21 protein-coding genes, 1 tRNA gene and 5 pseudogenes are annotated in these 20,726 nt (G+C 69.4%); 12 read left to right on the top strand and 15 right to left on the bottom strand.

The annotated features are described in order from the left end of the window. Positions 1-178 precede the first annotated feature (178 nt). A complete protein-coding gene (locus ACFY6U_RS06575) occupies positions 179-1,234 on the bottom strand; it encodes an MBL fold metallo-hydrolase (protein WP_390035403.1) in 1,056 nt (351 codons plus the stop codon). A 1,012-nt stretch (positions 1,235-2,246) separates the two neighbouring features. Between ACFY6U_RS06575 and ACFY6U_RS06570 the strand changes: the two genes are divergently transcribed. Beyond that, positions 2,247-3,164 (top strand): class I SAM-dependent methyltransferase, encoded by a 918-nt coding sequence (locus ACFY6U_RS06570; RefSeq protein ID WP_390035402.1) that lies wholly within the window; start codon positions 2,247-2,249, stop codon positions 3,162-3,164. A 58-nt stretch (positions 3,165-3,222) separates the two neighbouring features. Here ACFY6U_RS06570 and ACFY6U_RS06565 read toward each other — a convergent pair whose 3' ends face one another. Further along, a complete protein-coding gene (locus ACFY6U_RS06565; protein WP_390036520.1) occupies positions 3,223-3,618 on the bottom strand; it encodes a LysR substrate-binding domain-containing protein in 396 nt (131 codons plus the stop codon). Between ACFY6U_RS06565 and ACFY6U_RS06560 the strand changes: the two are divergent. After that, positions 3,547-4,011, top strand: a pseudogene (locus ACFY6U_RS06560) (CoA-transferase); the annotation flags it as partial. The gene ACFY6U_RS06565 and the pseudogene ACFY6U_RS06560 sit on opposite strands and share 72 nt — an antisense overlap. Positions 4,012-4,068: 57 nt before the next feature. Here the strand turns inward: ACFY6U_RS06560 and ACFY6U_RS06555 are convergent. Next, a complete protein-coding gene (locus ACFY6U_RS06555) occupies positions 4,069-4,476 on the bottom strand; it encodes a RidA family protein (protein ID WP_390035401.1) in 408 nt (135 codons plus the stop codon). A gap of 248 nt (positions 4,477-4,724) precedes the next feature. On the opposite strand from ACFY6U_RS06555, the pseudogene ACFY6U_RS06550 reads away from it, so the two are divergent. After that, a pseudogene (locus tag ACFY6U_RS06550) lies at positions 4,725-5,471 on the top strand (transposase family protein); the annotation flags it as partial. 330 nt (positions 5,472-5,801) lie between these two features. Here the strand turns inward: ACFY6U_RS06550 and ACFY6U_RS06545 are convergent. Beyond that, positions 5,802-6,377, bottom strand: coding sequence for a TetR/AcrR family transcriptional regulator (locus tag ACFY6U_RS06545; protein ID WP_390035400.1), 576 nt, complete (start codon positions 6,375-6,377; stop codon positions 5,802-5,804). 265 nt (positions 6,378-6,642) lie between these two features. Here ACFY6U_RS06545 and ACFY6U_RS06540 point away from each other — a divergent pair, with 265 nt between their 5' ends. The 4 genes and pseudogenes from ACFY6U_RS06540 (at position 6,643) to ACFY6U_RS06525 (ending at position 8,744) form a co-directional block, all read left to right on the top strand. Next, the gene (locus ACFY6U_RS06540; RefSeq protein WP_390035399.1) at positions 6,643-7,410 is read left to right on the top strand and encodes an NADPH-dependent F420 reductase; all 768 of its coding nucleotides are present in this window, start codon (positions 6,643-6,645) and stop codon (positions 7,408-7,410) included. Between the two features lie 21 nt (positions 7,411-7,431). Continuing rightward, positions 7,432-7,578 (top strand): annotated as a pseudogene (locus tag ACFY6U_RS06535) (IS5/IS1182 family transposase); the annotation flags it as partial. Between the two features lie 25 nt (positions 7,579-7,603). After that, entirely contained in the window at positions 7,604-7,984 is a 381-nt protein-coding gene (locus ACFY6U_RS06530; protein ID WP_390035398.1) for a winged helix-turn-helix transcriptional regulator, read from the top strand. Between the two features lie 268 nt (positions 7,985-8,252). Further along, the gene (locus ACFY6U_RS06525; protein ID WP_390035397.1) at positions 8,253-8,744 is read left to right on the top strand and encodes a GNAT family N-acetyltransferase; all 492 of its coding nucleotides are present in this window, start codon (positions 8,253-8,255) and stop codon (positions 8,742-8,744) included. A gap of 173 nt (positions 8,745-8,917) precedes the next feature. On the opposite strand, the pseudogene ACFY6U_RS06520 reads toward ACFY6U_RS06525, so the two are convergent. Then, positions 8,918-9,543, bottom strand: a pseudogene (locus ACFY6U_RS06520) (hypothetical protein). 86 nt (positions 9,544-9,629) lie between these two features. Between ACFY6U_RS06520 and ACFY6U_RS06515 the strand changes: the two are divergent. Then, the gene (locus tag ACFY6U_RS06515; RefSeq protein WP_390035396.1) at positions 9,630-10,067 is read left to right on the top strand and encodes a hypothetical protein; all 438 of its coding nucleotides are present in this window, start codon (positions 9,630-9,632) and stop codon (positions 10,065-10,067) included. Beyond that, the gene (locus ACFY6U_RS06510; protein ID WP_390035395.1) at positions 10,064-11,149 is read left to right on the top strand and encodes an alpha-L-rhamnosidase C-terminal domain-containing protein; all 1,086 of its coding nucleotides are present in this window, start codon (positions 10,064-10,066) and stop codon (positions 11,147-11,149) included. Before ACFY6U_RS06515 ends, ACFY6U_RS06510 begins: the two co-directional genes overlap by 4 nt. 225 nt (positions 11,150-11,374) lie before the next feature. Here ACFY6U_RS06510 and ACFY6U_RS06505 read toward each other — a convergent pair. Both ACFY6U_RS06505 and ACFY6U_RS06500 read right to left on the bottom strand, forming a co-directional pair. Next, positions 11,375-11,448 (bottom strand) — tRNA-Met (locus ACFY6U_RS06505). Positions 11,449-11,663: 215 nt separating this feature from the next. Then, positions 11,664-12,263, bottom strand: coding sequence for a TetR/AcrR family transcriptional regulator (locus ACFY6U_RS06500; protein WP_390035394.1), 600 nt, complete (start codon positions 12,261-12,263; stop codon positions 11,664-11,666). Positions 12,264-12,325: 62 nt separating this feature from the next. On the opposite strand from ACFY6U_RS06500, the gene ACFY6U_RS06495 reads away from it, so the two are divergent. After that, positions 12,326-13,156, top strand: a complete 831-nt coding sequence (locus tag ACFY6U_RS06495) for a class I SAM-dependent methyltransferase (protein ID WP_390035393.1) — start codon at positions 12,326-12,328, stop codon at positions 13,154-13,156. Here the strand turns inward: ACFY6U_RS06495 and ACFY6U_RS06490 are convergent. The 5 genes from ACFY6U_RS06490 to ACFY6U_RS06470 all read right to left on the bottom strand — a co-directional run bounded on the left by ACFY6U_RS06490 (position 13,111) and on the right by ACFY6U_RS06470 (position 17,976). Beyond that, positions 13,111-13,764, bottom strand: a complete 654-nt coding sequence (locus tag ACFY6U_RS06490) for a hypothetical protein (protein WP_390035392.1) — start codon at positions 13,762-13,764, stop codon at positions 13,111-13,113. The genes ACFY6U_RS06495 and ACFY6U_RS06490 overlap by 46 nt on opposite strands. A gap of 547 nt (positions 13,765-14,311) precedes the next feature. Beyond that, on the bottom strand, positions 14,312-16,081 hold the full coding sequence (locus ACFY6U_RS06485; RefSeq protein WP_390035391.1) for a tannase/feruloyl esterase family alpha/beta hydrolase: 1,770 nt from the start codon (positions 16,079-16,081) through the stop codon (positions 14,312-14,314). Positions 16,082-16,397: 316 nt separating this feature from the next. Continuing rightward, positions 16,398-16,673: a hypothetical protein gene (locus ACFY6U_RS06480; RefSeq protein ID WP_390035390.1), complete on the bottom strand. Its 276-nt coding sequence runs from the start codon at positions 16,671-16,673 to the stop codon at positions 16,398-16,400. A 57-nt stretch (positions 16,674-16,730) separates the two neighbouring features. Continuing rightward, positions 16,731-17,486 (bottom strand): hypothetical protein, encoded by a 756-nt coding sequence (locus ACFY6U_RS06475; protein ID WP_390035389.1) that lies wholly within the window; start codon positions 17,484-17,486, stop codon positions 16,731-16,733. Between the two features lie 79 nt (positions 17,487-17,565). Beyond that, entirely contained in the window at positions 17,566-17,976 is a 411-nt protein-coding gene (locus ACFY6U_RS06470; RefSeq protein WP_390035388.1) for a hypothetical protein, read from the bottom strand. Positions 17,977-18,028: 52 nt separating this feature from the next. Between ACFY6U_RS06470 and ACFY6U_RS06465 the strand changes: the two genes are divergently transcribed. Beyond that, positions 18,029-18,568 carry a hypothetical protein gene (locus tag ACFY6U_RS06465; RefSeq protein WP_390035387.1) on the top strand — a complete coding sequence of 180 codons (540 nt, stop codon included), beginning with the start codon at positions 18,029-18,031 and terminating at the stop codon, positions 18,566-18,568. Positions 18,569-18,723: 155 nt separating this feature from the next. Here ACFY6U_RS06465 and ACFY6U_RS06460 read toward each other — a convergent pair whose 3' ends face one another. The 3 genes and pseudogenes from ACFY6U_RS06460 to ACFY6U_RS06450 form a co-directional block, all read right to left on the bottom strand. Further along, entirely contained in the window at positions 18,724-19,038 is a 315-nt protein-coding gene (locus tag ACFY6U_RS06460; protein ID WP_390035386.1) for a fibronectin type III-like domain-contianing protein, read from the bottom strand. A 13-nt stretch (positions 19,039-19,051) separates the two neighbouring features. Next, positions 19,052-19,269, bottom strand: a pseudogene (locus ACFY6U_RS06455) (IS701 family transposase); the annotation flags it as partial. Between the two features lie 37 nt (positions 19,270-19,306). After that, entirely contained in the window at positions 19,307-19,786 is a 480-nt protein-coding gene (locus ACFY6U_RS06450; RefSeq protein WP_390035385.1) for an SRPBCC domain-containing protein, read from the bottom strand. Positions 19,787-19,880: 94 nt separating this feature from the next. Between ACFY6U_RS06450 and ACFY6U_RS06445 the strand changes: the two genes are divergently transcribed. Further along, the gene (locus ACFY6U_RS06445; RefSeq protein ID WP_390035384.1) at positions 19,881-20,588 is read left to right on the top strand and encodes a TetR/AcrR family transcriptional regulator; all 708 of its coding nucleotides are present in this window, start codon (positions 19,881-19,883) and stop codon (positions 20,586-20,588) included. The last annotated feature ends 138 nt before the right edge of the window (positions 20,589-20,726 follow it).

Here is a 20,726-nt window from a genome sequence, read left to right as displayed (position 1 = left end):
CGGCTCCTCCCAGGGATACCCGGAATCAGGATGCTCGCGCCGGTGTGACGAGGGTGCGCGGAGCCCCGGCTCCGAGAGCGTGGCCAGAGGCTAGTACCGACCAGTCGGTACGCCTAGGGGGTCTGCACAAGGTCGTTCACCGGACGCAGCGCCGCAGGAGGTCGTCGGTCTCGCGATCTCACCTTCTGCGCTTCACGGGGAGCCGCATCAGGTCGGCGCCGAGGATCATGCGGCCGCCGTAACCGGCGCTTGTGGCGCTGGCGCGCAACAGGCGGCGCCAGGTCGCGGCGGGGACGACTGCGGGGTCGCCGGGGCCGAGGTGGGTGGCGACCAGTGTCCCGGCGCCGGCCTCGGCGGCTATTTCCCCGAGTTTCGCGACGTCGGTGTGGGTGGTGAGGATGTGGTCGATGAGGGTCTGCGGCAGCCCCAGGCCGGCCAGCCCGGCGGGGTAGACGGCCTCGTGGACCAGTACGTCCGCGTCCCGTGCCAGCGTGACGATGTTGGGGGTGGGGGCGGTGTCGCCGGAGAAGACGACGCTGCCGTGGTCGGTGTCGAAGCGGTAGGCGTAGGCGGGGAACACCGCGCCGTGCGGTACGAGGACGGCCGTGACCTTGACGTCGTCGTTCTCCATGACGGTGAACGGCTGCATGGCGGGTGCGGTGTTCGCCGCGGAGGCACCAGTCGCAGCCGGCGGCAGCACGTCGTGGACGTCCAGCATGGTGGCCGGGTCGATGCCTGCGTGCTCGGTCATGAAGAAGGTGGACGAGGCGGCGTAGGCCTGCCCGGCCTGTTTCGTCATCTCGACGGTGCCCGGCACGGGGCCCGGCGCGCCGGCCACCGTGGAGGACATCCCGGCGGGGCCCGGGCCGTGGACGGACACCGCCTTCTGGAATCCCTGGTCCCCGGCCGCTCCCGCCGCCAGCAGGGGGAAGGCGTAGTAGTCGACGATGTGGTCGGCGTGCAGGTGCGTCAGGAAGATCCCGGTCAGTGACGGCATCGACAGGCCCGCACGCATGTACTGGGTCACCGCACCACGGCCGCAGTCGACCAGGTATGTCCTGCCGTTCACGACCAGGGCGGAGGCGATGCCGTACCGGTCCGCCAACGGCGGTGGTCCCGCGTTCGTACCGAGCAGCACCAGGGACAGGTCCGCGTAAGGGGCGCTCGACGATGTCGCGGCGGCGGCCCGTGAGGCGGAGACCAGCGGCGTGGCTGCCAGAGCCGAAGCCGTCACGGCACCCAGCAGGGCCCGGCGGGAGGTGTGTTGTGACTGCCCATCCGTCGGTGAACATGTCGTCAGGTCCGGGACGGACTGTTCGTTCGCTTCAGTTCTGCACATGGTGGGCGACTCCTCTGTGGTCCTGCCGCAACCGCGATCAGTCCGCGGAATGCTGCCCACGCTCCTGGGGCGAGGAGAAGCGCACGGTGCGCAATCTATGGTGTTGATCTGTGGCCGTGTCCCCGGTCCGGAGCGCCGCCCAGCAGGGACGACTTGTGTGTCCGACCAGCCCCGGGTGACTGACGGCAGGCACGTCTCCGGTGGTCGGGGAGAGCCGCAGCGGATTCGATCGCTCCTGATCCGGCAGGCCGCACCGGCGACGTCGGCATCCGAAGGCCTCGGCGGTTGTAGGGTGCTGGCGAGGCAGTTACTAGATCGATATACCTGACTTATACTCACATATTCTTCGCAAGCTGAAGCATCTCGCCCCGTCGAGCGGACCGTAACGCGTCCGTCACTCCGAGCACGCTGGGGACATCCGTGGCAGTGCATGCACGCGCGTCGAAGAGGCAGAGTCGTACTGACGGCGGTCGACCGGCGGACGTCCTCGCAACACACGTTGCCACGTTCCTGTACCACTCAGAAGTGGAACTCGACCTGGATAGGCTTCAATGTCCGGCTGAGCTCGGCTCTGGGCGCTACCGCCCTCACCGGATGGCTGCGAAGGCCGACCGTCATCCTTGGTCCTGCACGACTGGGGCCCTTCTCGTGTGCGACGGCTGGTTCGACTTCATGACCAGCACGGCTCCCGGAGATCACCCGGGAGCGATCGCGTCACTGTGCATCGAACTCCCGTTGGCGGCCATGCTCTTCTGGAACGCCCATCATGTGCTTTCACGCAAACTTTTCGGGCTTACTCGCCACAAGGGTGCTTGACGGCCATGACGTCCGGCGGCTCGGTGCTGCTCCTGCCCGTCGACACCTCGGCGATACCCCGGGCCTGGCAGGCTGCTGTTGAATCGGTCCTATGAACCAGAGCGGACGTGCGGCGAGTCAGACGGCGGTGTTGGTCTGCCAGGGGCGAGCGGCTGCGGACGGCAGGGCTGCTCCAGGTGGGTTCTCCGATCCTGTGGCGGTACGACTGCTGCGTGCCTCCGAGCGTCTGCCCGTCGACGAGGTGCGCGCGAGCACTCCGCCGGAAGGCTGGCGGGCGCGCACCACGTACGAGAGCGTACGGGCGTGTGCTGAATTGGTCGTGCCGCGGACGGTCGCGATCGACGAGGCCCTGCGCGCCCGTGTCACCGCCCAGTTGGTGATCCTCGGAGCCGGTCTCGACACGCGCGCGTGGCGTCTGCCCGAGCTCGCGCAGACGGATGTGTGGGAGGTCGACCATCCAGCTTCCCAGCAGGACAAGCGCGCTCGTCTCGCCGACGCCGCGCAGGCGGTACGGGGGTCGGGCGAGAGCGGTCGCACCGCTGCTGAACTGCCGGCCATGGCCCGTCGCGTCCGGTTCACACCCGTGGATTTCGCTGTCGACGATCTCGGTACGGCATTGGAAGCCGCCGGGCACGACCCGTCCGCGCCCACGACCTGGCTGTGGGAAGGCGTCGTTCCATATCTGACCCGCGACCAGGTGAGCGCCACCGTGGCCGCGCTCGCCGCCCGGACGGTCCCGGGCAGTGCACTCGTCGTCAACTATCAGACGCCGTCGGTGAAGGCGGCAGCGGGGCGACTACTGACCCGCGCGCTCGGGAGCTCGGTCACGTCGGGCGAGCCGTGGCGGTCGCTGTGGAAGCCGCAGCGGATGGCGGAACTGCTTGCGGGGCACGGGATGCGGGTGGTGTCGGACGATCCACTCCTCGCCTTCGCACACACCCTCGGCAGCCCGGTACGAGGGCGGACCTCACTGCGATCGGGGCGCGTGGCTGTCGCGGAGAGCCACTGACACGAAGATGCGCATCAGAGAGGGGAACGGGCTGTCGTCCGCGGCGCCGGCTGCTGCTTCATGCACTGCTCGACGATCGCCGCGACCTGTTCCACGGCCCGCGACTCGGCACGTGCTCGGCGGGCGAGCCGAGGTCGACGGTTTCGGTCTCGGCGAGTGGGACGCAGCCGACACCGTCGAGGCAGAGGCTCTGCACCGATTCCGGGACGAGGGCGACGCCGTGGCCTGCCGCGACGAAGACGACGAGGGTCGAGGTCTCGCCCACCTCGATCATGGGCGAGGTTTCGAATCCGGCGCGGGCGCAGGCGGCGAGCACGCGGCCGTGCATACTCGACCGTTCCTGCGAGGGACGGACGATGAACGGCTCACCGGCCAGGAGGGCGAGGTCGACCCGGACCTCACCAACGCGGGGAAGATCCCCGTCACCGAACTGCCCGGAGCCGCCTACTTCCACCACGCCGACCCCTTCGCCGTGACGCGCGGCAGACACCTCGACATCTGTGTGCTGGGCGCCTACCAGGTGTCGGCCGCCGGCGACCTGGCCAACTGGCACACCGACGCCCCCGACGCCCGAGACGCCCCCGACGCCATCCCCGCCGTCGGCGGAGCGATGGATCTGGCGATCGGCGCCAAGCGGGTGTTCGTGATGACGACGCTGTTCACCGAGGACGGCGTCTCCAAGCTGGTGGCGGAGGGCACCTAACCGGTCACGGGACTCGGCTGCGTCGACCGGGTGTACACGGACCTCGCGACCTTTAAGACGGGTCCTGGCGGCGTGACGGTGCTGGAGACCTTCGGCATCACCTACGACCGCCTGACCGAGCGACTCGAAGTACCGCTGGCCTGACCGCACTCACGCACAACGCCAAGCCATTTTCGTGCGCGGCGGCCCCAGAGCATCTGTTCAGTCGAGGATCGCGGTGGCTTCGATCTCGACCAGGTGGTCGCGGATGTCCAGTGCCGCGACGCCGATCAGCGTGGTCGGCGGGACCGGGGTGACCCCCAGCTTCACGGCGGCCCGGGAGATGCCCTCCAGGAGCGGGGGCATCTTGTCGGGGGTCCAGTCGACGACGTAGAAGGTCAGTTTCGCAACGTCGTCGAAGGAGCCGCCGGCCTCGGCCAGGGCGGTGGCGATGTTGAGGTAGCACTGCTCGACCTGAGCGGCGAGGTCGCCTTCGCCAACCGTGACCCCGTCGGCGTCCCAGGCGACCTGCCCGGCGACGAAGACCAGCTTCGACCCGGATGCGATCGACACCTGCCGGTAGACATCGATCTTGGGCAGTCCGCTGGGGTTCACCAGGGTGATGGCCATGTTGCCTGTCTCCTTGTCATGAATGCCCATGGCTCGCGTCCACGCGATCCGATCAGGGCGCTCTCACTCTCTTGTGGTTACTCGGGAACCGTAGGAGAGTGAACGCTGACGTGGAAGAACGCACTTTTCAGTGAGGCCTTTCAACGGGGCCACTGATCGGGTGACGGAGTCGATGCCCGCAACGCACGAGGCTCCCGTGCCGTTGGGGGAGGTGTTCGAAGTCTCAACCCACAGGCACAGGAGCCGCGTTGGTTCCATATTCTGCCGCGCTCGACCTGCCCCACGCCCTGGTCGAGTGGGTAACCATGCTCATCGTCACCCGCGAGGGTGACCGCCGCTGCAAGCTCCCACCGCACCAGCGCGCCCTGGTCGGCCTGGTATACCTGCGCCGACACGACACCCTCGCCCAGCTTGCTGCCGGGTTCGGCATCTCCGTCGGCACCGCCCACGCCTACACGACAGCCGTCGTCGACCTGCTCGCCGACCGCGCACCCGGCCTGCTGCGCGCCCTGCGCGAGGCGGAACCGGACTACGTCCTGCTCGACGGCACCCTGGCGGAGTGCGACCGGGTCGGCGACAGCCGGGCCGACTTCTCCCACAAACACAGACGGCACGGGGTGAACGTGCAGGTGGTGACCGACCCGGCCGGGCAGCTGCTGTGGGTTTCGCCGACGCTGCCCGGTCGCGCGCACGATCTCACTGCGGCCCGCACCCACCGGATCATCCGGATCTGCGAACGCCAGGGCGTTCCCATCCTTGCCGACCGTGCCTACATGGGAGCCGGTCGCTGGGTGACAACACCCCTCAGACGCCCGCCGGGCCGTGACCTCACGCCGACCCAGCAAAGCGTCAACCGCGCGCTGTCCGCGGCACGGGCACCGGTCGAGCGGGGCGTCGCGCGCTTGAAGTCCTGGCGCATCTTCCGCCGATCCCGGTGCAGCCCGAATCGAATGTCGTCAATCTCCGCGGCCGTCCTCACTCTGGAGCGGCAGCGCTGGAGACTTCAGTGTCTCTTGCGCCCGTGCGCTCGTGCTAGCCATCCGTCCAGCGGATTAGGCGCAAAGGTGATGCTGACCTCGTCCAGTGGCACTTCGTGACCATCGTCGCATGGGACTGACGTGTGCAACGGAGACCCCCGGCGACCCGGGCAGAACGATGAACGACCGCATGATGAAGGCAGTGCTCTACGACCGCTACGGCGGCCCTGACGTGCTCTGCGCGGGCTGCGTGCCAGGCCCTCCGGCGATCATGCCGAGGAAGGTCATGGTGGTGGCGGGCCGAGTTGAGGTGGAGAGGCATGCCGGGCCGCCGAGGATCCCGTCCGGTCAGCGAGTGCTGTACCCGGTTTCGAGGAGGTTGCGCAGGGTGGGGAGGGCGTCGTCCCCGATCGGGGCGTTGCGGGTCCAGGCGAGGAGGAGGGTGGCCAAGAAGAGGTCCCTGCCGCGTACGGTGGGACGGGCTGTGCCGTGCCGCTGAGCGGCGTCGACGAAGTCGTCCGTGATCGCGACCAGCTTCTCGCAGTTGGCGGCGAGTGGAGAGTCGTAGGAGGCGAGTGCCGTGAGGACGGGTTCGGGCAGGCCGCTGAAGGTGCTGAGGTAGTCCTCCAGGGCCCGCATCCAGCGGCGCAGGGCCTGGTCGGCATTGGCCGCGTCTTTCAGGGACGGCAACTGTTCCAGGAGTGCCTCGCCGTGCACGTCGAGGGCAGCGGCCAGCAGTGCTTCCCGGGTCGGGAAGTGCCGGTAGAGCGTGGCGGGACCGACGCCGGCGTCCTTGGCGATGGCCTCCAGTGAGGTGCCGACGCCATGCTCGGTGAAGTGCCGTAGCGCTGTGTCGAGGACGCGGGCCCGGTTGCGAACGACGTCCGCCCGGGGTTTGCGCGCCACCGGCTGCGGGGCGCTCACGGCTGTTCCTGCGGGGTAGGGCGGGTGATGAGCAGCACTCCGAACATGAAGAGGATGCTACCTCCGTTTTTTCGTGATAGAAAACGGATGCGGCCTCCGGATTATCAGCCGGAGCCTGTCGACCGCCGGGCGCAGCCGTGCTCGCCGTCGCCTCATGGGCGGTGCGGTGACACACCGAGGTGTCCCCCCGTCCTCCAGCGCCGAGAGGCGCCCGCAGGGCTGCGCCGGCTCGCGGCCGCCTCCCACCGCAGAAGGAGAAATCGCAGTGCCTCGAACGCTCGGCCTCATCGGTAGCGGACTGATCGGAACCTCCCTGGCACGCCTTGCTGTGGCGGCCGGAATGAATGTCGTCCTCAGCAATTCCCGCGGGCCCGACACACTGGCTGACCTGGTGACCTCGCTGGGCGAGGGGGCTCGTGCGGCGACCCCGGACGAGGCCGCCCGTGCCGGTGACCTCGTCGTCGTCACCATCCCGCTCAAGGCCTATGACCGGCTGCCCGTCGCGGCGCTGCGCGGCAAGACGGTCCTGGACACGATGAACTACTACCCGCAGCGCGACGGCCGCCTGGCGGAGCTGGACTCGATCGAGCTCACCTCCAGCAGCCTCGTGCAACGCCACCTCGCGGGCTCGCGCCTGGTGAAGGCGTTCAACAGCATCGGCTCTAACCAGCTGTTCACCCTCGCTCGCCCCACCGGAGCGCCGGACCGCAGCGCCCTGCCCGTCGCGGGCGACGACGAGACGGCGAAACAGGAAGCGGCACAGCTCCTGGACACCCTCGGCTACGACACCGTGGACACGGGCAGGCTGGCCGAGAGCTGGCGCAGCGAGCCGGGCACGCCCGTGTACACCAAGCCGTACCTCGGCGAACCGCCCGCCGGTCTCACCCCCGCCGACTACTTCCCGTGGTTCCTGAGCACTCCCGGCGTGCCCGTTCCCGCGGCACGGGTCCGCGAACTGGTCGCCGAGGCGGAACGGGGGCGTGCGGGCGGGGTACTGCCGCAGGGCGCGGGAGGCAGCCAGGCCAGCCCCTGACCGGTCCCCTCAGCGCCCTTTAACCGGGCCCTGGCCGAGGCACGGGCACCGGTCGATCGCAGCGTCGCCCGCCTGAAGTCCTGGCGGATCTTTCGCGGATCCCGGTGTAGTCCAAACCGCATGACGTCAATCGCCAAGGCGATCCTCACCCTGGAGCGGCAACGCTGAAGAAGCTCAGTGACTGGGGAACCTGATGGTGACCAAGCAGTTCAGGAGCTCACCCGAGGAGGCGGACCTCCGGCGCGCGGATTCCCTGGCGCGGGAGATCTTCTCCGACGTCGCCAACAAGTGGGCGCTCCTGATCATCGAGACCCTCGGTGAGCACACCCTCCGCTTCAGCGAACTGCGGAACGAGATCGAGGGCATCAGCCACAAGATGCTCACCCAGAACCTGCGCATGCTGGAGCGCAACGGCCTGGTCGAGCGCACCGTGCACCCCACGGTGCCACCCCGGGTCGAGTACACCCTCACCGAACCGGGCCAGGGCCTGCGCGCAACCGTCGATGGAATGTGCGACTGGACCCACACCTACCTCGGCCACATCGAGACCGCCCGCCGCCGCTTCGATGCCTGACGCCTGCAGTGCGCACCGACGGAGCCATCTGCTGCTTCGACGAGCCGGCCGAGTTCGAAGCGGGGTCCGGCGCGGACGAGGGCGACGAGGCGGGGCGCGTTCACAGCCCGCCACCGCTGCTGGTGCGGCCCCTGGGTGCGCTGGCCCTGAGTTGCATTCTCCTCCGAACCCCATGCGGCACAGTGCCGTCCGTCATGTCTCCCGTGGGTGATGGGCGGCCATGGAAATCCGGTAGCGGCCGCGCAGGGCTGTGGTTACCGTCCCATGGATGGAAATTCAGGTCAGGGAAGTCCCGGGCGGCCACGTCGAGGACGACCCGGTGTGGGCACTGATCGATGAACTCGGGCAGAGCGACTGGGTACGGTTCACCGCGGGATTCCACCTGAGCTCCCATGTGCTCGCCGCGTACTCGGCGGGCCCACTGCCACTGGGCTTCTGCCGCTACGTCGTCCAGCCCGTAGGCCCTGACACCGGCTGCCCGCCCTTCACCCTCCAAGGACAGGCGGTGCACGAGGCGAAAATCCTCGCCTTCGGAGTTCCCGAGCGATGGCGTCGACGGGGTGTGGGCACCGCCCTGCAGCGGGCGGCCATCGCGGCCGCCGGCACGAAGGGCTGCCACCAGATCAGGTCGCACAGTTCGGGTGAGAACGTCGAGAACCACCAGCTCAAACTGCGGCTCGGCTTCGCCGTTCACCCGATCGTGCGGGACGACGACGTCAGGGGCTGCTACTTCATCCTCCCGTTGCCCCCGCGCGGTTAGCGGTGCTTCGTTTCGTCGAGTGATCGGTGGCCGAGCGCCGGCATACAGGCCCTGCAGCAGTCAAGGCGGTCCGCCGGTACCGCGGAGTGCTGGGCAAGCGGGACTGCCAGGCCGCGGTCAGCGTACGCATGCGGCCACCGACATGGCCTCCTGCCGGGGGAGAGGGCGGACGATCAGGCCGGGCGGACGAGTCCGAAGTCGTAGGCGGAGATCACGGCTTGGACCCGGTCACGGGCGCCTCTCTCACCGTCCCTTTGTCCCTGGAGCGGGTCGTGCTGAAGACGCCGGGCGGGACAGTCGTGGCCGTGCCGTCGGGGAAGACGACGCGGCCGGTCGAGGGCGTGGGTGTGCACGAAGCGGACCACCGCGCCCTTGCTGTAGTGGTTCAGGGAGTCGTGGGCTGTGCCGTGTTCGTCGACGCCCTCCCAGTCCTCCCAGATCGTGGTGGCACACGGTCGAGCATGCACCGCCAGGACGGGGCGGTGCGCTGGAAGAGCAGTTCGTAGGCGACGGTGGCGTGGCCGGTGTCGGCCAGGACCGGGAGCAGGTCGCCGGTGGAGAGGAAGCCGGTGCCCAGGTGGGTGCCGGCGAGGCGGATCAGTTCGACGAGCCGGGCGGCGGCGGCCGCACGCAACGCGTCGGGGACGAGACCGAGAGCCAGCGCTCGCACATAGCCCGCCTGGGTGTCCTCGCTGGTACGGCCGTCGAGGGAGAGGAACTCGGTGCGCCAGGCGTCGCGGACGCGCTCGGCGAGCACGGTGTAGCGGGCGGCGTCCTCGGCGCGGTCCAGGACGCGCACGACGCGGGCGAGCGTGGTCGTCGAGCGGTACAGGTAGGCCGTGCCGACCTCGCCCTTGTCGGCCGTGAACCAGGCGACGGGGTCAGGTGCAGAGTCTTGAGGCCGTGCTCGGCCGGGCCCCCGACCTCGAGCGGGACGCCGACCTCCTGACCGTTGCCGTCGCCCGCACCGGCTTCACCCGCACCGGCACCTTCACCACGGACAACGCCCTGATCAACCGCATCCAGCGCAACCTGGAGTGGGCCGAGCAGAACAACCTCGTCCAGAAGCCCACCGACACCCCGTCACGGGAGAAGAACGGCTGGACCGGCGACGCCATGGCCAGCTCCGAGTCCGAGTCCCTGACCTGGGAGGTCAACGGCGTCCTCACCACCTACCTGCGCCACTTCCCCGACACCCAGATCTCCACCGGCCAGCTGCCCATGTTCGTCCCCGTCGCCAAGGGCGGCTACGGCGACGACCGCACCCCGGCTGGAACGCGACCTGGAAGGCCGTCCCGGCCTGGGACACGGCGTACTTCGTGATCCCGAGGGAGCTGCACCGGTACTACGGCAACAGCGGCCTGTTCGCCGAGCTCTACGACCGCCAGGACGCCCTCCTCGCCTCCTACGAGACGCTGTTCACCGCCGCCGACGACTACAAGTTCGAGGCGTCCCTGGGCGCCTACTCCGGCGCCGAGGCCCCCGGCAGCAACGCCGTCATCAGCCTCGCCTTCTCCATTCACTTCGGCGACTACATGGACGAGATCGGCCGCGCTCTCGGCCGCAGCGAACGCGCCGCGCACTACGCGCGGCTGGCGGGCACCCTGCGCAGGGCGTTCATCGCCGACTACTGGGACGCCGCACAGGGCAGCTTCACCCAGGGCAGCGTCTCCAGCGAGAACACCCTCGTCCTCGCCCTCGACCTGGTCTCCGGCGATCCACGTCACCTCTCCGGCGCGAAGACCCTCGCGGAGAACCGCAAGGCCCTCGTGGAACTCCTCGCCGACCGCATCACGGCCGCCGACCATCACATCCAGAACGACATGTACGGCTCGCGCTGCGAGTTCAACATCCTCAGCGAGTACGGCTACACGGACGTCGCGTTGCGGGCCGTCACCCAGACGGGCGTGCCCGGCTACGTCTACCAGATCGCCAAGGGCGCGACCTCGCTGTGGGAGCAGTGGACGGACCGGCTCTCGGTCGACCACCACTACCGCTCCAACGTGGCCACCTGGTTCTACCAGAGCCTGGCCGGCATCAAGCCCACCTCGACCGCCTACCGGACGCTGCGGATCCGCCCATACATCCCCGCGGCCGCGGTCAACAGCCGGGTGCCGGAGAACACCGACGACACGGTTCTGTCGCCGGCGACCCTGGACCACGTCAGCGCCTCGATCGACACCGTGCGCCGCAGGGTCGCCTCGGAGTGGCGGCGCCGCCCGGGCGGCGGGATCGACCTCGCGGTGACCGTCCCGTACAACACCGAGGCCGAGATCTGGGTACCCACCCAGGGCCGGCCCGTCACCGTGCCCGGGGGCGCCTCCTTCGTCCGGGACGACACCTCGGGCGGGGCCGTCCACAAGGTCTACCGGGCTCGTGCGGGCTCGTACCGCTTCCACGCATGACCGGGTGAACCGTCGTACCGTGCCGGGCCGTTGGCGCCGAGCACGGTGCGACGACGCGCTCATGCCCGGAGGCCCGACGCCTCCCATGCGGAGTACGGCCCCCGGTCGGCGACGGGAGAGTCAATCACCGCAACGGCTGTCGCCCGCGCGAGTGTGACACCCGCGCCGGCACCGTGGAACACGGCTCCGGCCCCTCCGCAGGTTCACGGAGGGGCCGGATGGTCGTAGCGGGGGCGGGATTTGAACCTGCGACCTCTGGGTTATGAGCCCAGCGAGCTACCGAGCTGCTCCACCCCGCGTCGGCGTCTCCACCGTACGTCATCCGCGCGGCCCCGGCAGGGATTTATGCGATCGGGGTCGAAGCACCATCTGACGTCGTCCCACAGCAGTTCAGCCACCGCCCGGTTCTGCCTCCCCGGCGCACCCTGCCCCACCGGTTTTCCCGTCCGCTCCCGCTCCGGAGGCCTATCGGCTCCAGGGGGCGGCGGGGAGACGTGCGGCCTGGGCGCTCAGGTCATGACTGCGGTGGTCGCAGGGCACCGGCGATGACGGTGGTCACCATCTTGCGGACGGCGGCGGTCTGCGGTGGGGCGCTTGTCCGGTCGGCGAACAGCAGGTGCCCGGCCCCGACGAGGGTCGGGGCGAGAGTGTCGATGTCGGCGTCGCCGGCCAGGCGCCCCGCCTCCCGCTCGGCGGTGAGGTATGCGGCGATCATGGCGGTGCCGTGCACGGCCAGCGGGATGCCGGCCTGACCGGCATCCCGCAGCCGGGCGCGCAGGCCGTCGCGGAAGGTGATGAGCGCGACGACTGCGACGGTGACCGGCCCGAACAGGTCCTGCAGTGCGTCGGTGAGGTTGTCCACCACGTTGCCGGTGCCGACGGCCGCGCGCAGTGTCGTGGTCCGGTCCTCGACGCCGCGGACGCGGTCGAGGACCAGTTCCGCCAGGAAGGCGTCGAAATCGGTGAAGTGCCGGTGCAGCACACCCTTGGCACAGTTCGCCTCCTCCGTGACCGCCCGGCTGGTCAGCGCGTCGGGCCCGTCCCGAAGCAGGACGCGCTCGGCGGCTTCGAACAACTGGCCGCGCACGTTGTGGATGTGCACCCCTGACGGCATCGTCTCCCTTTCAACGCCACCTGCGCCTTAACAAGTGGGCATGTGCCCATTAGTGTGGGCGCATGCCCACTTTAGCGCAGGGACAGCCGGACAGGTCCGGGCCCGAGCCCCACCGCCACCGGCAGACGGCCGAGTCGTTCGGCGTGGACGCCGAACGCTACGACCGCACCCGACCGCCGTATCCCCAGGCCCTGGTGGACAGGATCGTCGCCGCGAGCCCCGGTCGGCACGTCCTCGACGTCGGAGCCGGGACCGGCATCGAGGCCCGGCAATTCCAGGCGGTCGGCTGCACGGTGCTCGGTGTCGAGCCCGACGAGCGGATGGCCGCCTTCGCGCGACGCTGCCGTGTCGAGGTCGAGGTCGCCAGGTTCGAGGACTGGCAGCCGGCCGGGCGGCAGTTCGACGCGGTCGTCGCCGGCACGGCCTGGCACTGGGTGGACCCCGTCACCGGCGCGGCCAAAGCGGCCCAAGTGCTCCGGCCCGGCGGCCGCCTCGCCCCCTTCCACCACGTCCCCCAGCTCCCGGCCGAGGTGATCGACGCCCTCGCCGAAGCTCTCCAACGGGTCGCCCCCGGTTCCCCGTTCAACCCCGGCCTGCTGAGAGGATCGGCCGTGGACGCATACCAGCCCCTGTTCGAGAAGATCGCCGACGGCATCCGCCGGACCGGCAGCTTCAGCGAGCCGGAGCAGTGGCGTTTCGCCTGGGAGCGCACCTACTCCCGACAGGAGTGGCTCGACCAGCTCCCCACCTTCGGCGGCCTCACCCAACTCCCCGCAGACAAAATGGCGGAGGTCCTGGACAGCGCCGGGACTGCCATCGACCTGCTCGGCGGCCACGTCACCATGCCCTACACGTCCGTCGTGATCATCTCGACCCGCTCCCATATGACCTGACGTGAGAACACGTGTGGCTGCTGGACGTAGCGCACCGTGGCCATCGCCGCGTTGATGAACGCGATCACGCAATGGGATGCCTGCTGGCGTGCCTGCTGCGACAGCAACGCCCCGGCCGGCCGGTCCCGCTTGCTGCCGCCCACCACCGCCGGCTCCCTTACCGCCGCCGGCAACTGGACGCTCTCCCGTCCGGTCAGTCCCGGCGCGGTGTCGCCGAGAGGGCGGTTCGTGAGCCTAACCTTCGTCCGTAAACGGCTGCGGCCCCGCTCCACCGGATGACGCACGGCGAGGTGGGCGCCGTACTCGTGATCGGTGGCGACGGATTCCGCCGCTCCGCTGTCGAGCCTCACGCGACGTTCGGTGAGGACGACGGGGAGCGGGAGCCCTCTGAGCCACGCCTCGGTGTCGGGGGAGGTGCGCGGATCCTCCGCCGTAGTCACGAGCAGCCCGTCCGCTTCGGCGCGCACCATGTCGGCGACCAGCGCGCGTTCCTCGGCGAAGGCGTTGCGGGAGACACCCAGGGTCAGCTTCACCCCGAGGGCGTCGGCCGCCTCGCGGGCGCCCGCGACGACTTCGGGGTAGTAGTACGAGGAGTGCGGGACCACCATGCCCACCCTGTAGACGTGTCCTGACGCCGCGTGTGGGACCACGGGCCGCGCACGCGGCGGCGTCCGCCCTTCTGCGACGGGCGGCGCGGCGCCGCCGCAGGCGGTTCGGCCGGGACATCGGGCTCCCCCGGTCCTCCTCGGGCCGGACCACACCGCCGTGCACCCGGGTCACCGTTGGGCGGTACCAGGCCCAGAGACACCTCTTTGATCGCGACCGTCCGATCGAGGCGGGTGCCGTACCCCCTGCCAGATCGTCCCCATGCCGCCGGAAGCGACCTGCCGGATCAGCAGGTACCGTCCGCCGCCGATCGTTTCTCGCGCCGCGCCGTCCGTCACCTCAGTCTTCTCCCCCTCGTAACCGCCGTCGTCGCCCAGCGGTGTGCAGCCCGAGCGGGGGCGATGCCCCGAGCTGGTCCATCGTCCTTGGGCCCGCGCGGCAGATCAGGGCGCCAGGATGAGTGTCGGCGACGGCCGGCCGCCGAAGACAGGTGCCGGCGGTCTGGCCGCGTTCGGGTCTGGGTGCGTGGGCCGCGGCGGCGGGATCAGGTCAGGCCCTGCCCTTGCTGATCACCCACTTGCCGTGGATCCAGTTGCCGACCTGCTCGTAGCCGGAGCGGAAGGAGCCGAGCCAGTTCAGGGTCAGGTTCGCCTCGGCCGTGGACTTGACCGCGGTGTAGCTGGAGGGGTCGTCGGCCGAGCCGCCCGTGGTGTTCTCGGCGAAGGACGGGAAGGGGTACGTGGGCCGGGACGAGGCGACCTTTCCGGTGCTGTCGACCGTCGAAGTCAGCAGGCTGGCGGGGGCCTTGCCCTGGGTGACCCAGGCGGTGATCGCGGTCAGGGCGTCCAGCTTGTCCGGGCCCTGGCCGCCGCCGCAGTGGGCGACACCGGGGAGCAGGAACAGCCGGGCGAAGCTCGTGGTGGCCGCCTCGCCGCCCATGACCTTCTCAACTGCCTTGTAGTAGGCCATCGTTCCGACCGCCGGGATGTGCTGGTCGCCGAGGCCGTGCCAGAGGATCAGCTTGCCGCCGGCCTTCTTGAAGGCGGTGAGGTCCGGGTCCGTGGCGTCGTAGATGCCCGCGTTGGGCTCCATGACCTTCTTGTAGTAGGCGGCCGTGAACTTGATGTCCTTGTAGGTGAGGGCCGGCTGCGGGCTGTCGAAGATCTGGTAGCGCAGGGTCTCGCGCACGAAGTTCTGGTCGCCGGTGGTGCCGGTCGCCGTCGTGGGCACGATGATCCCGGCCCAGTTCAGTTCCGAGCCCCGCAACTGGTAGCCCGGGTAGAGGAGTTGACCGTGCTCGTCGGTCGGGCCGGAGTAGACGCGGCGCAGCGTGGTGACTTGGTCGGCGGTCAGGCAGTAGTCGGCGGACGTCGGGGTCTGCCCGGCCTTGCACTGGATGCTCGCCGGGTCCCAGGTGCAGGCCAGCGGGTCGGCGATGATGCCGTCGGCCGGTGCGTCGCAGCCCTTGAGGACGGCCGCGTGGATCGGGGCGAGGTCGGCCGTGGTGATGGTGGCCGGGCCGCCGTCGAGGTACACGGACTGGGCGGTCCAGGCGTGCGAGAAGGTGTTCAGAGCCGTGAAGTCGTTGGCGGGGGCGCCGGCGACGATGCCGTCGAAGTCGGTCGGGTAGCGCTGGGCCTCGGTCAGGGCCTGGTGGCCGCCCTGCGAGCAGCCGTCGAAGTAGGAGTGCGTGGCCGCCTGACCGTAGTACTGCTTGACCAGGATCTTGGCGACCTGGGCGAGCAGGTGGTCGGACTTGTAGCCGAAGTCGACGCGCAGGCTCGGGTCGGTGGAGAACAGCCCGCCGCCCTGGGAGTGGCCCTCGTCGCTGGAGCCCACCACGAAGGCGCCGTCCGTCAGCGGGACACAGCCGTAGGACGCGGCGGCGTTACCAGTGTTGACGCTGCCGCACAGGCCGCCGCAGCCCAGCTGAAGGTAGTTCGCCTGCCAGCCCGTGTCGGGCAGCCGAAGCTCGAAGTGGATCTGCGGGGCGATCACACCCTGCACATCGCAGTAGCCCCAGTTGCCGAGGGCGTTGCTGCTCGCTGCGACCTCCGTGGCCGAACCGACCTCGAACGGCACCCCGGGCACGGCGGCGGCCAGGTCGAGGGACGCCACGCCCGAACACGTCATCGCCGGTGCGATGCCGGAGGCGGTCGTGGCCGCGTTGACCGCCGTGGCGGAACCGGAGGTGGACGCGCTGCCGGGCGTCGCACCGGCGAGGGCGATGCTCACCCCGGTCACGAGCGCGAGGGCGGCGGCCAGGGTGGCCATGAAGGCGGTGGACTTCCACCGGCACCGTCTGGGGAGCATACGCATACTCGGTCTCCGTTCGATCGCTGAGCCGAGGTGAGTGACCGTCGCAGCGGTGCGCGGGGCGGCCCGTTCGGCCCGCCTGTCCCGGAGCACACCGCCATAGCTCGCGGTCCACACCTGGCCCCTGGCAACTGCGGCTTCACAGGGGCGGTACGGCGAGGACCGTAGCCCCGCGATCTACCGGAACGCAAGGTTGGTCAACGAAATTGTTGACGATTCTTGCCGGTGAAGCAGGACGCTCCGCCGACGCCGGACAGACCCCACGCTGTCAACCCGCACGCTACCTGCGCAGGGAGCCCCGGGAGCTCCCGGTGAGCTTTCAAGCGACGATGAGGCGCCGCAGGTCGGCGCGGTGCTCGCCGGGCACCTGTTGCCAGACCGGCTCGCCCTGGTGCGCACCGAAGCCGATACGGCGGTCGGGCGTGGGCTCGGCCAGGAAGATGCCCCAGCGGTAGTCGGGCACGTCGACATGGCCGAAGGGGGCCCAGCTGTCCCGGCCGACGGAGACAGCGGTACGCAGATACACCCCGTGGTTCTCCAGGGTGGGGCCCATCTCGCCCCACCAGTGCAGGAACTTGGGCTGCCGGCCTTCCAACGCCCTTTGCAGGCGGCGGTCGTCGGCGAGGGAGACGTTGTCCGGGATGCGGGAGTCCTAATCGATCGTGGTCGGCATCGGCCACACTCGCTTCCGGTCGTAGACCGCCTTCTGGCCGGTGCCGTAGCGGCGCAACGCGCCTTCGGGACCGGATGCGTTGGGGCGGACGAAGATCCAGTTCTGCCAGGCGGTGAGCCGGCCGAAGATCTTGGTCTCGATGGTCTCCGGGCCGACGAACCGGTGGTTGGCCTCCATCCCCGTCAGCGCGTCCGGGCTCAGGGCCGCTCGCGCCTCCAGGACGAGACGGATCTCGTCGTCCCAGTCGAGGTCGTCGGGTGCGTCGGTGACCAGACCCAGTTCACGGGCCCGTACGGCGCTCAGCGGCCGACCGGTCTCCTGGCGTAGCCAGTCGAGATGGTCGTCCTCCTGGTAGAAGCGCGACTCCAGGCGGGTCAGGCCGTTGCCCATGGGGAACGCGCCGAAGATCACCTCGGAGAGTGCGAGGACCGCCCGCTCGGGGCTTTCGGGATCCTTGGGCGGCGGGCCGTCCAGCATGTACTGGAGGTCGCAGGCGAGGGCTAGTTCCAGGAGCAGCCCGGCGAAGCAGCCGCCCGGCTCGATGAGGGCGATCAGGCTGCGGCTGGTGACGTCCAGCCGCTTCAGGGTGCGTTCGTAGTAGTGCAGGATCTCGTGCGCGAGCCAGTCGTCGGCGGCGGCCGCGTCCAGCACGGCCCGCTCATGGGCGAGGACCAGCTCGGGGACGCCCTCGGTGCGCAGCAACCAGGCGCCCAGCTCAATCTCGTTGGTGCGCAACCGCAGGATCAGGTCGTCGAGTTCGCGGGTGACGGCCAGCAGCCAGCTGTCGGCGCCCTGGGCGTGCAGGGCGCCGGCGTCAGCGGGCGGGGCCCGGGCCCGGCGGGGCCGCGTACGGTGATGCGGACCAGGCCGAGCGGACGGTCGTACTCGGCGCGCACGTGACGGTGGGCGAGGCCGTCGTCGCCGATGTCCCGCTCCAGCGGGGTGAGCGGGATGCCCCGCACGTCCGCCGGACGGGTGCCGCGCGCGGCCGCTGCACGGCGTCGTACAGCACGATGTCCACGCCCAGGTCGTAGGAGTTGAGCTTGAGCTCGTAGCCGGGAACCAGGCCGCCCCGCTCGTCGACGTCCAGCTCCAGCCAGGCGAGCGGCCCGTCCGTGCTCAGCCGCCAGTGACGGTACGTCTGCGGGCTCCGGTCGAAGGACACCATCACCATGCCGAGCGCCTCGTCGGACGAGCACGGGTACCAGTGAGAGAGATCCTCCACATGAATCCTCAACTACGTCAAGCTTCTGTAGAACATCAATCGCCGGGCAGCCATGGGGCACACCTGGTGCCGCGCCGCGGTATGGCGCAAGCTGGCCCGCATGGTTTGGTTGCCGCTGCTCTCCACCCTCGCCGGGGCCGCGATCGGTATCGTCGCCACGCTCATCGCGGATCGGAATCGCTGGAAGAGGGAGGATGCGAAGGACGCTCTTCGGCTGCGGCTCGACGTCTACACGCAATACACCACCGCCGTGAAGGCCCTCGGTGACACCCTCCGGGCCCTGGCGGCGCGCGAGCACCCATCCGACGACGAGCGGGCGTTCGCGCTGCGCGAAGCCTTCCGGGAATCAGGCATCGCCACGGCATCCGAACGCATGTGGCTCATCGCACCCGACCCCGTCGTCAGCGCCTCCAACAGCGTCTTCCACTGTCTGCGGCGCATCTGCGACGGCTATGTCGACGGCGATGCGGTCAGCAGTCCGGAGGATCGCGCGCGTTGGGAGGCACGCGGCAAAGCAGCCGCCGGTATGCGCAAGTTGATGCGCGAAGACCTCGGTGTCGGACCGCTCACCGAACGCCACGGAACCTCGTAGTGCCTCGTTGGCCGAGCAAGGCTCTTCAGCGTTGCCGCTCCAAGGTGCGGTCGACTTCGACGATTGACGTCATGCGAACGCTTCGTCAGGCATCCATGGGCGGGAGCAGGCGGCGAAGTGCCATCGCGGCTTGCCGCACCTCAGGTGACTGTTGATCATTGCAGAGCTTGGTCAAGCCGGGCGGAGAACGCACGTGCCTCGCTTTGAGAGGAGTCCGCCTGCCCTGCGTACGGCGTGTCAACTGGGGTGTCACTGGCCTTGGAGACCGTGAAACGTGATCCGCCGCCGCTCGCCCCCGCGAGCACGATCCGCTCGAACCCGGCGAGCTGCTGGGCCGGCCGGATCAGGCCCGGCGTGCGCAGCCCCACGTACAGCTGGACGACCGTCGCGGCCGCCCGCGCACCGGAGTTGGCGGCGACGGCCGACACGGTGAGCCGTCCGTCCGTGGCCACCTCCGTGTCGTACGACACCCCGCTCAGGTCGAAGGACGTGTAAAGACACCGGAGCCGGAGACCAGCAGTGGTAGTAAGCCAGTTCACCGGTGGCGCGGTTGCGGCGGATCAGCAGCCAATGGCTGCCGGGGCGGGGCTTGACCAGGCCGATGACGGCCCGGTCACGGCCCAGTCGCAGAAGCGGTGACCCTTGGCGCCGGCCCCTGCCGACAGGTTCTGCCGGGGCCGCTTCGGCACCTTGACGGCCAGCCCTCGTCCTCACCTGACGGCAGGCTCGACGAGAGAGTCAGGTCTTGGGCTTGAGAGTGCTTCCGGGGCGCAGTTCGCCGTCGTTGTTCAGGTCGTTCAGTACGGCGGGCAGACCGACGCTCAGCATCTTCCTCCGGACGTGACCCAGGATCTGGGTCATCAGAAGCCCGCCCACACCCGTGAAGCCCGTGTGGTCGTAGGTGAATCGCGTTCCTTTGCCATGGGGTTCGATGCGGTAGGCGACCTCGGTGGTCTCGCTACTGCCGGGGTCGGTCCACGAGTAGCGCAGCAGCCGTGGCTCGTCCACCTCCAGCACGACGCAGTCGACGATGCCGCTCCAGCCGGGCTTGGGCTTGGCGATGAACTGGAACCGGGCGCCGACGGTGGTGGTGAATCCTTCCGGGTGCGCCCCGGCTCCGGTCGCGGTCCATAGCGGTATGAGGCCGGGGTCGGTGACGGCGTGCCAGACCTTGGCGGGGGAATGTGGGTAGTCGCGGACGATGCGGATGGCGCTCATGGTGCTCCTGTAGCGGTCACGAAGAAGCAGAAATTACAGCCACTGAAAATTTACAGTAGCAGTAAATATTCTGCTGCTGTACTACTCTGACGGCATGAGCACGGTGGACTGGACGGCATGGCATCCGGAGGTCGCGGAGCCCGGGACGGAAGGCTTGCGGGAGCAGAAGAAGCGCCGGTTGCGGCAACGCCTGTCCGACACCGCGACCGAAATGTTCCTGGAGCGCGGCTTCGACGCTGTCCGCGTGTCAGAGATCGCCCAGGCATGCGGAGTCTCGGAGAAGACGGTATTCAACTACTTCCCCACCAAGGAATCGCTCATCCTGGACCGAGGCGAGACCACCATGGCCGCCCTGCGTGCCGGCCTGGGCGACACGGACCACTCTCCGGTCGAGGCTGTACTGCGGATCCTCTCCGACGAGTTGCGCGCCATGACGTCCTGGATCGCCGCGCAGGACGACCCCGGCCACGCCGCCGCCATGATCAGGCGCTTCGGCACGCTGACCAGGTCCACGCCCTCGCTGAGGGCCTACCACCGAGACATGACCGACCGCCTCGTCACCGCCGCGGCCGAGGCACTGGCCCAGCGAACCAGCAGCAACCCGGCCGATCCGGAACCTCAGATCGCGGCAACAGCCCTGCTCGGACTGTGGTCCATCCAGTTCCAAAGCCTCGGGAAACACCTGGACGGCGCCCGCACGCCGACACAGATCCATGAGGCAGTCACCGCCGACGTCCGCCGCGCAGCCACCCTCATCGACACCGGCCTGACCTCTTTCGAAGGCACAGCACCGACCCGCTGACGTGCTCAGCCATGGATCGCATGGGCAGGGGGAACGGGTGTGCTCGCGCACATCCGGGAACCCCCAGGCACGGGCAAGGTTCTCCACAACCCGGCCGACAACTCCTCCCCACGCGGGACTCGCGTGGTCGCCCTTCGA

Origin of the sequence: Streptomyces sp. NPDC013157 (genome assembly GCF_042899865.1) — a bacterium.
Classification (GTDB): Bacteria; Actinomycetota; Actinomycetes; order Streptomycetales; family Streptomycetaceae; genus Streptomyces.
Note: the sequence above shows the minus strand (reverse complement) of the source record. Positions and strands in the feature narration are given on the sequence as shown.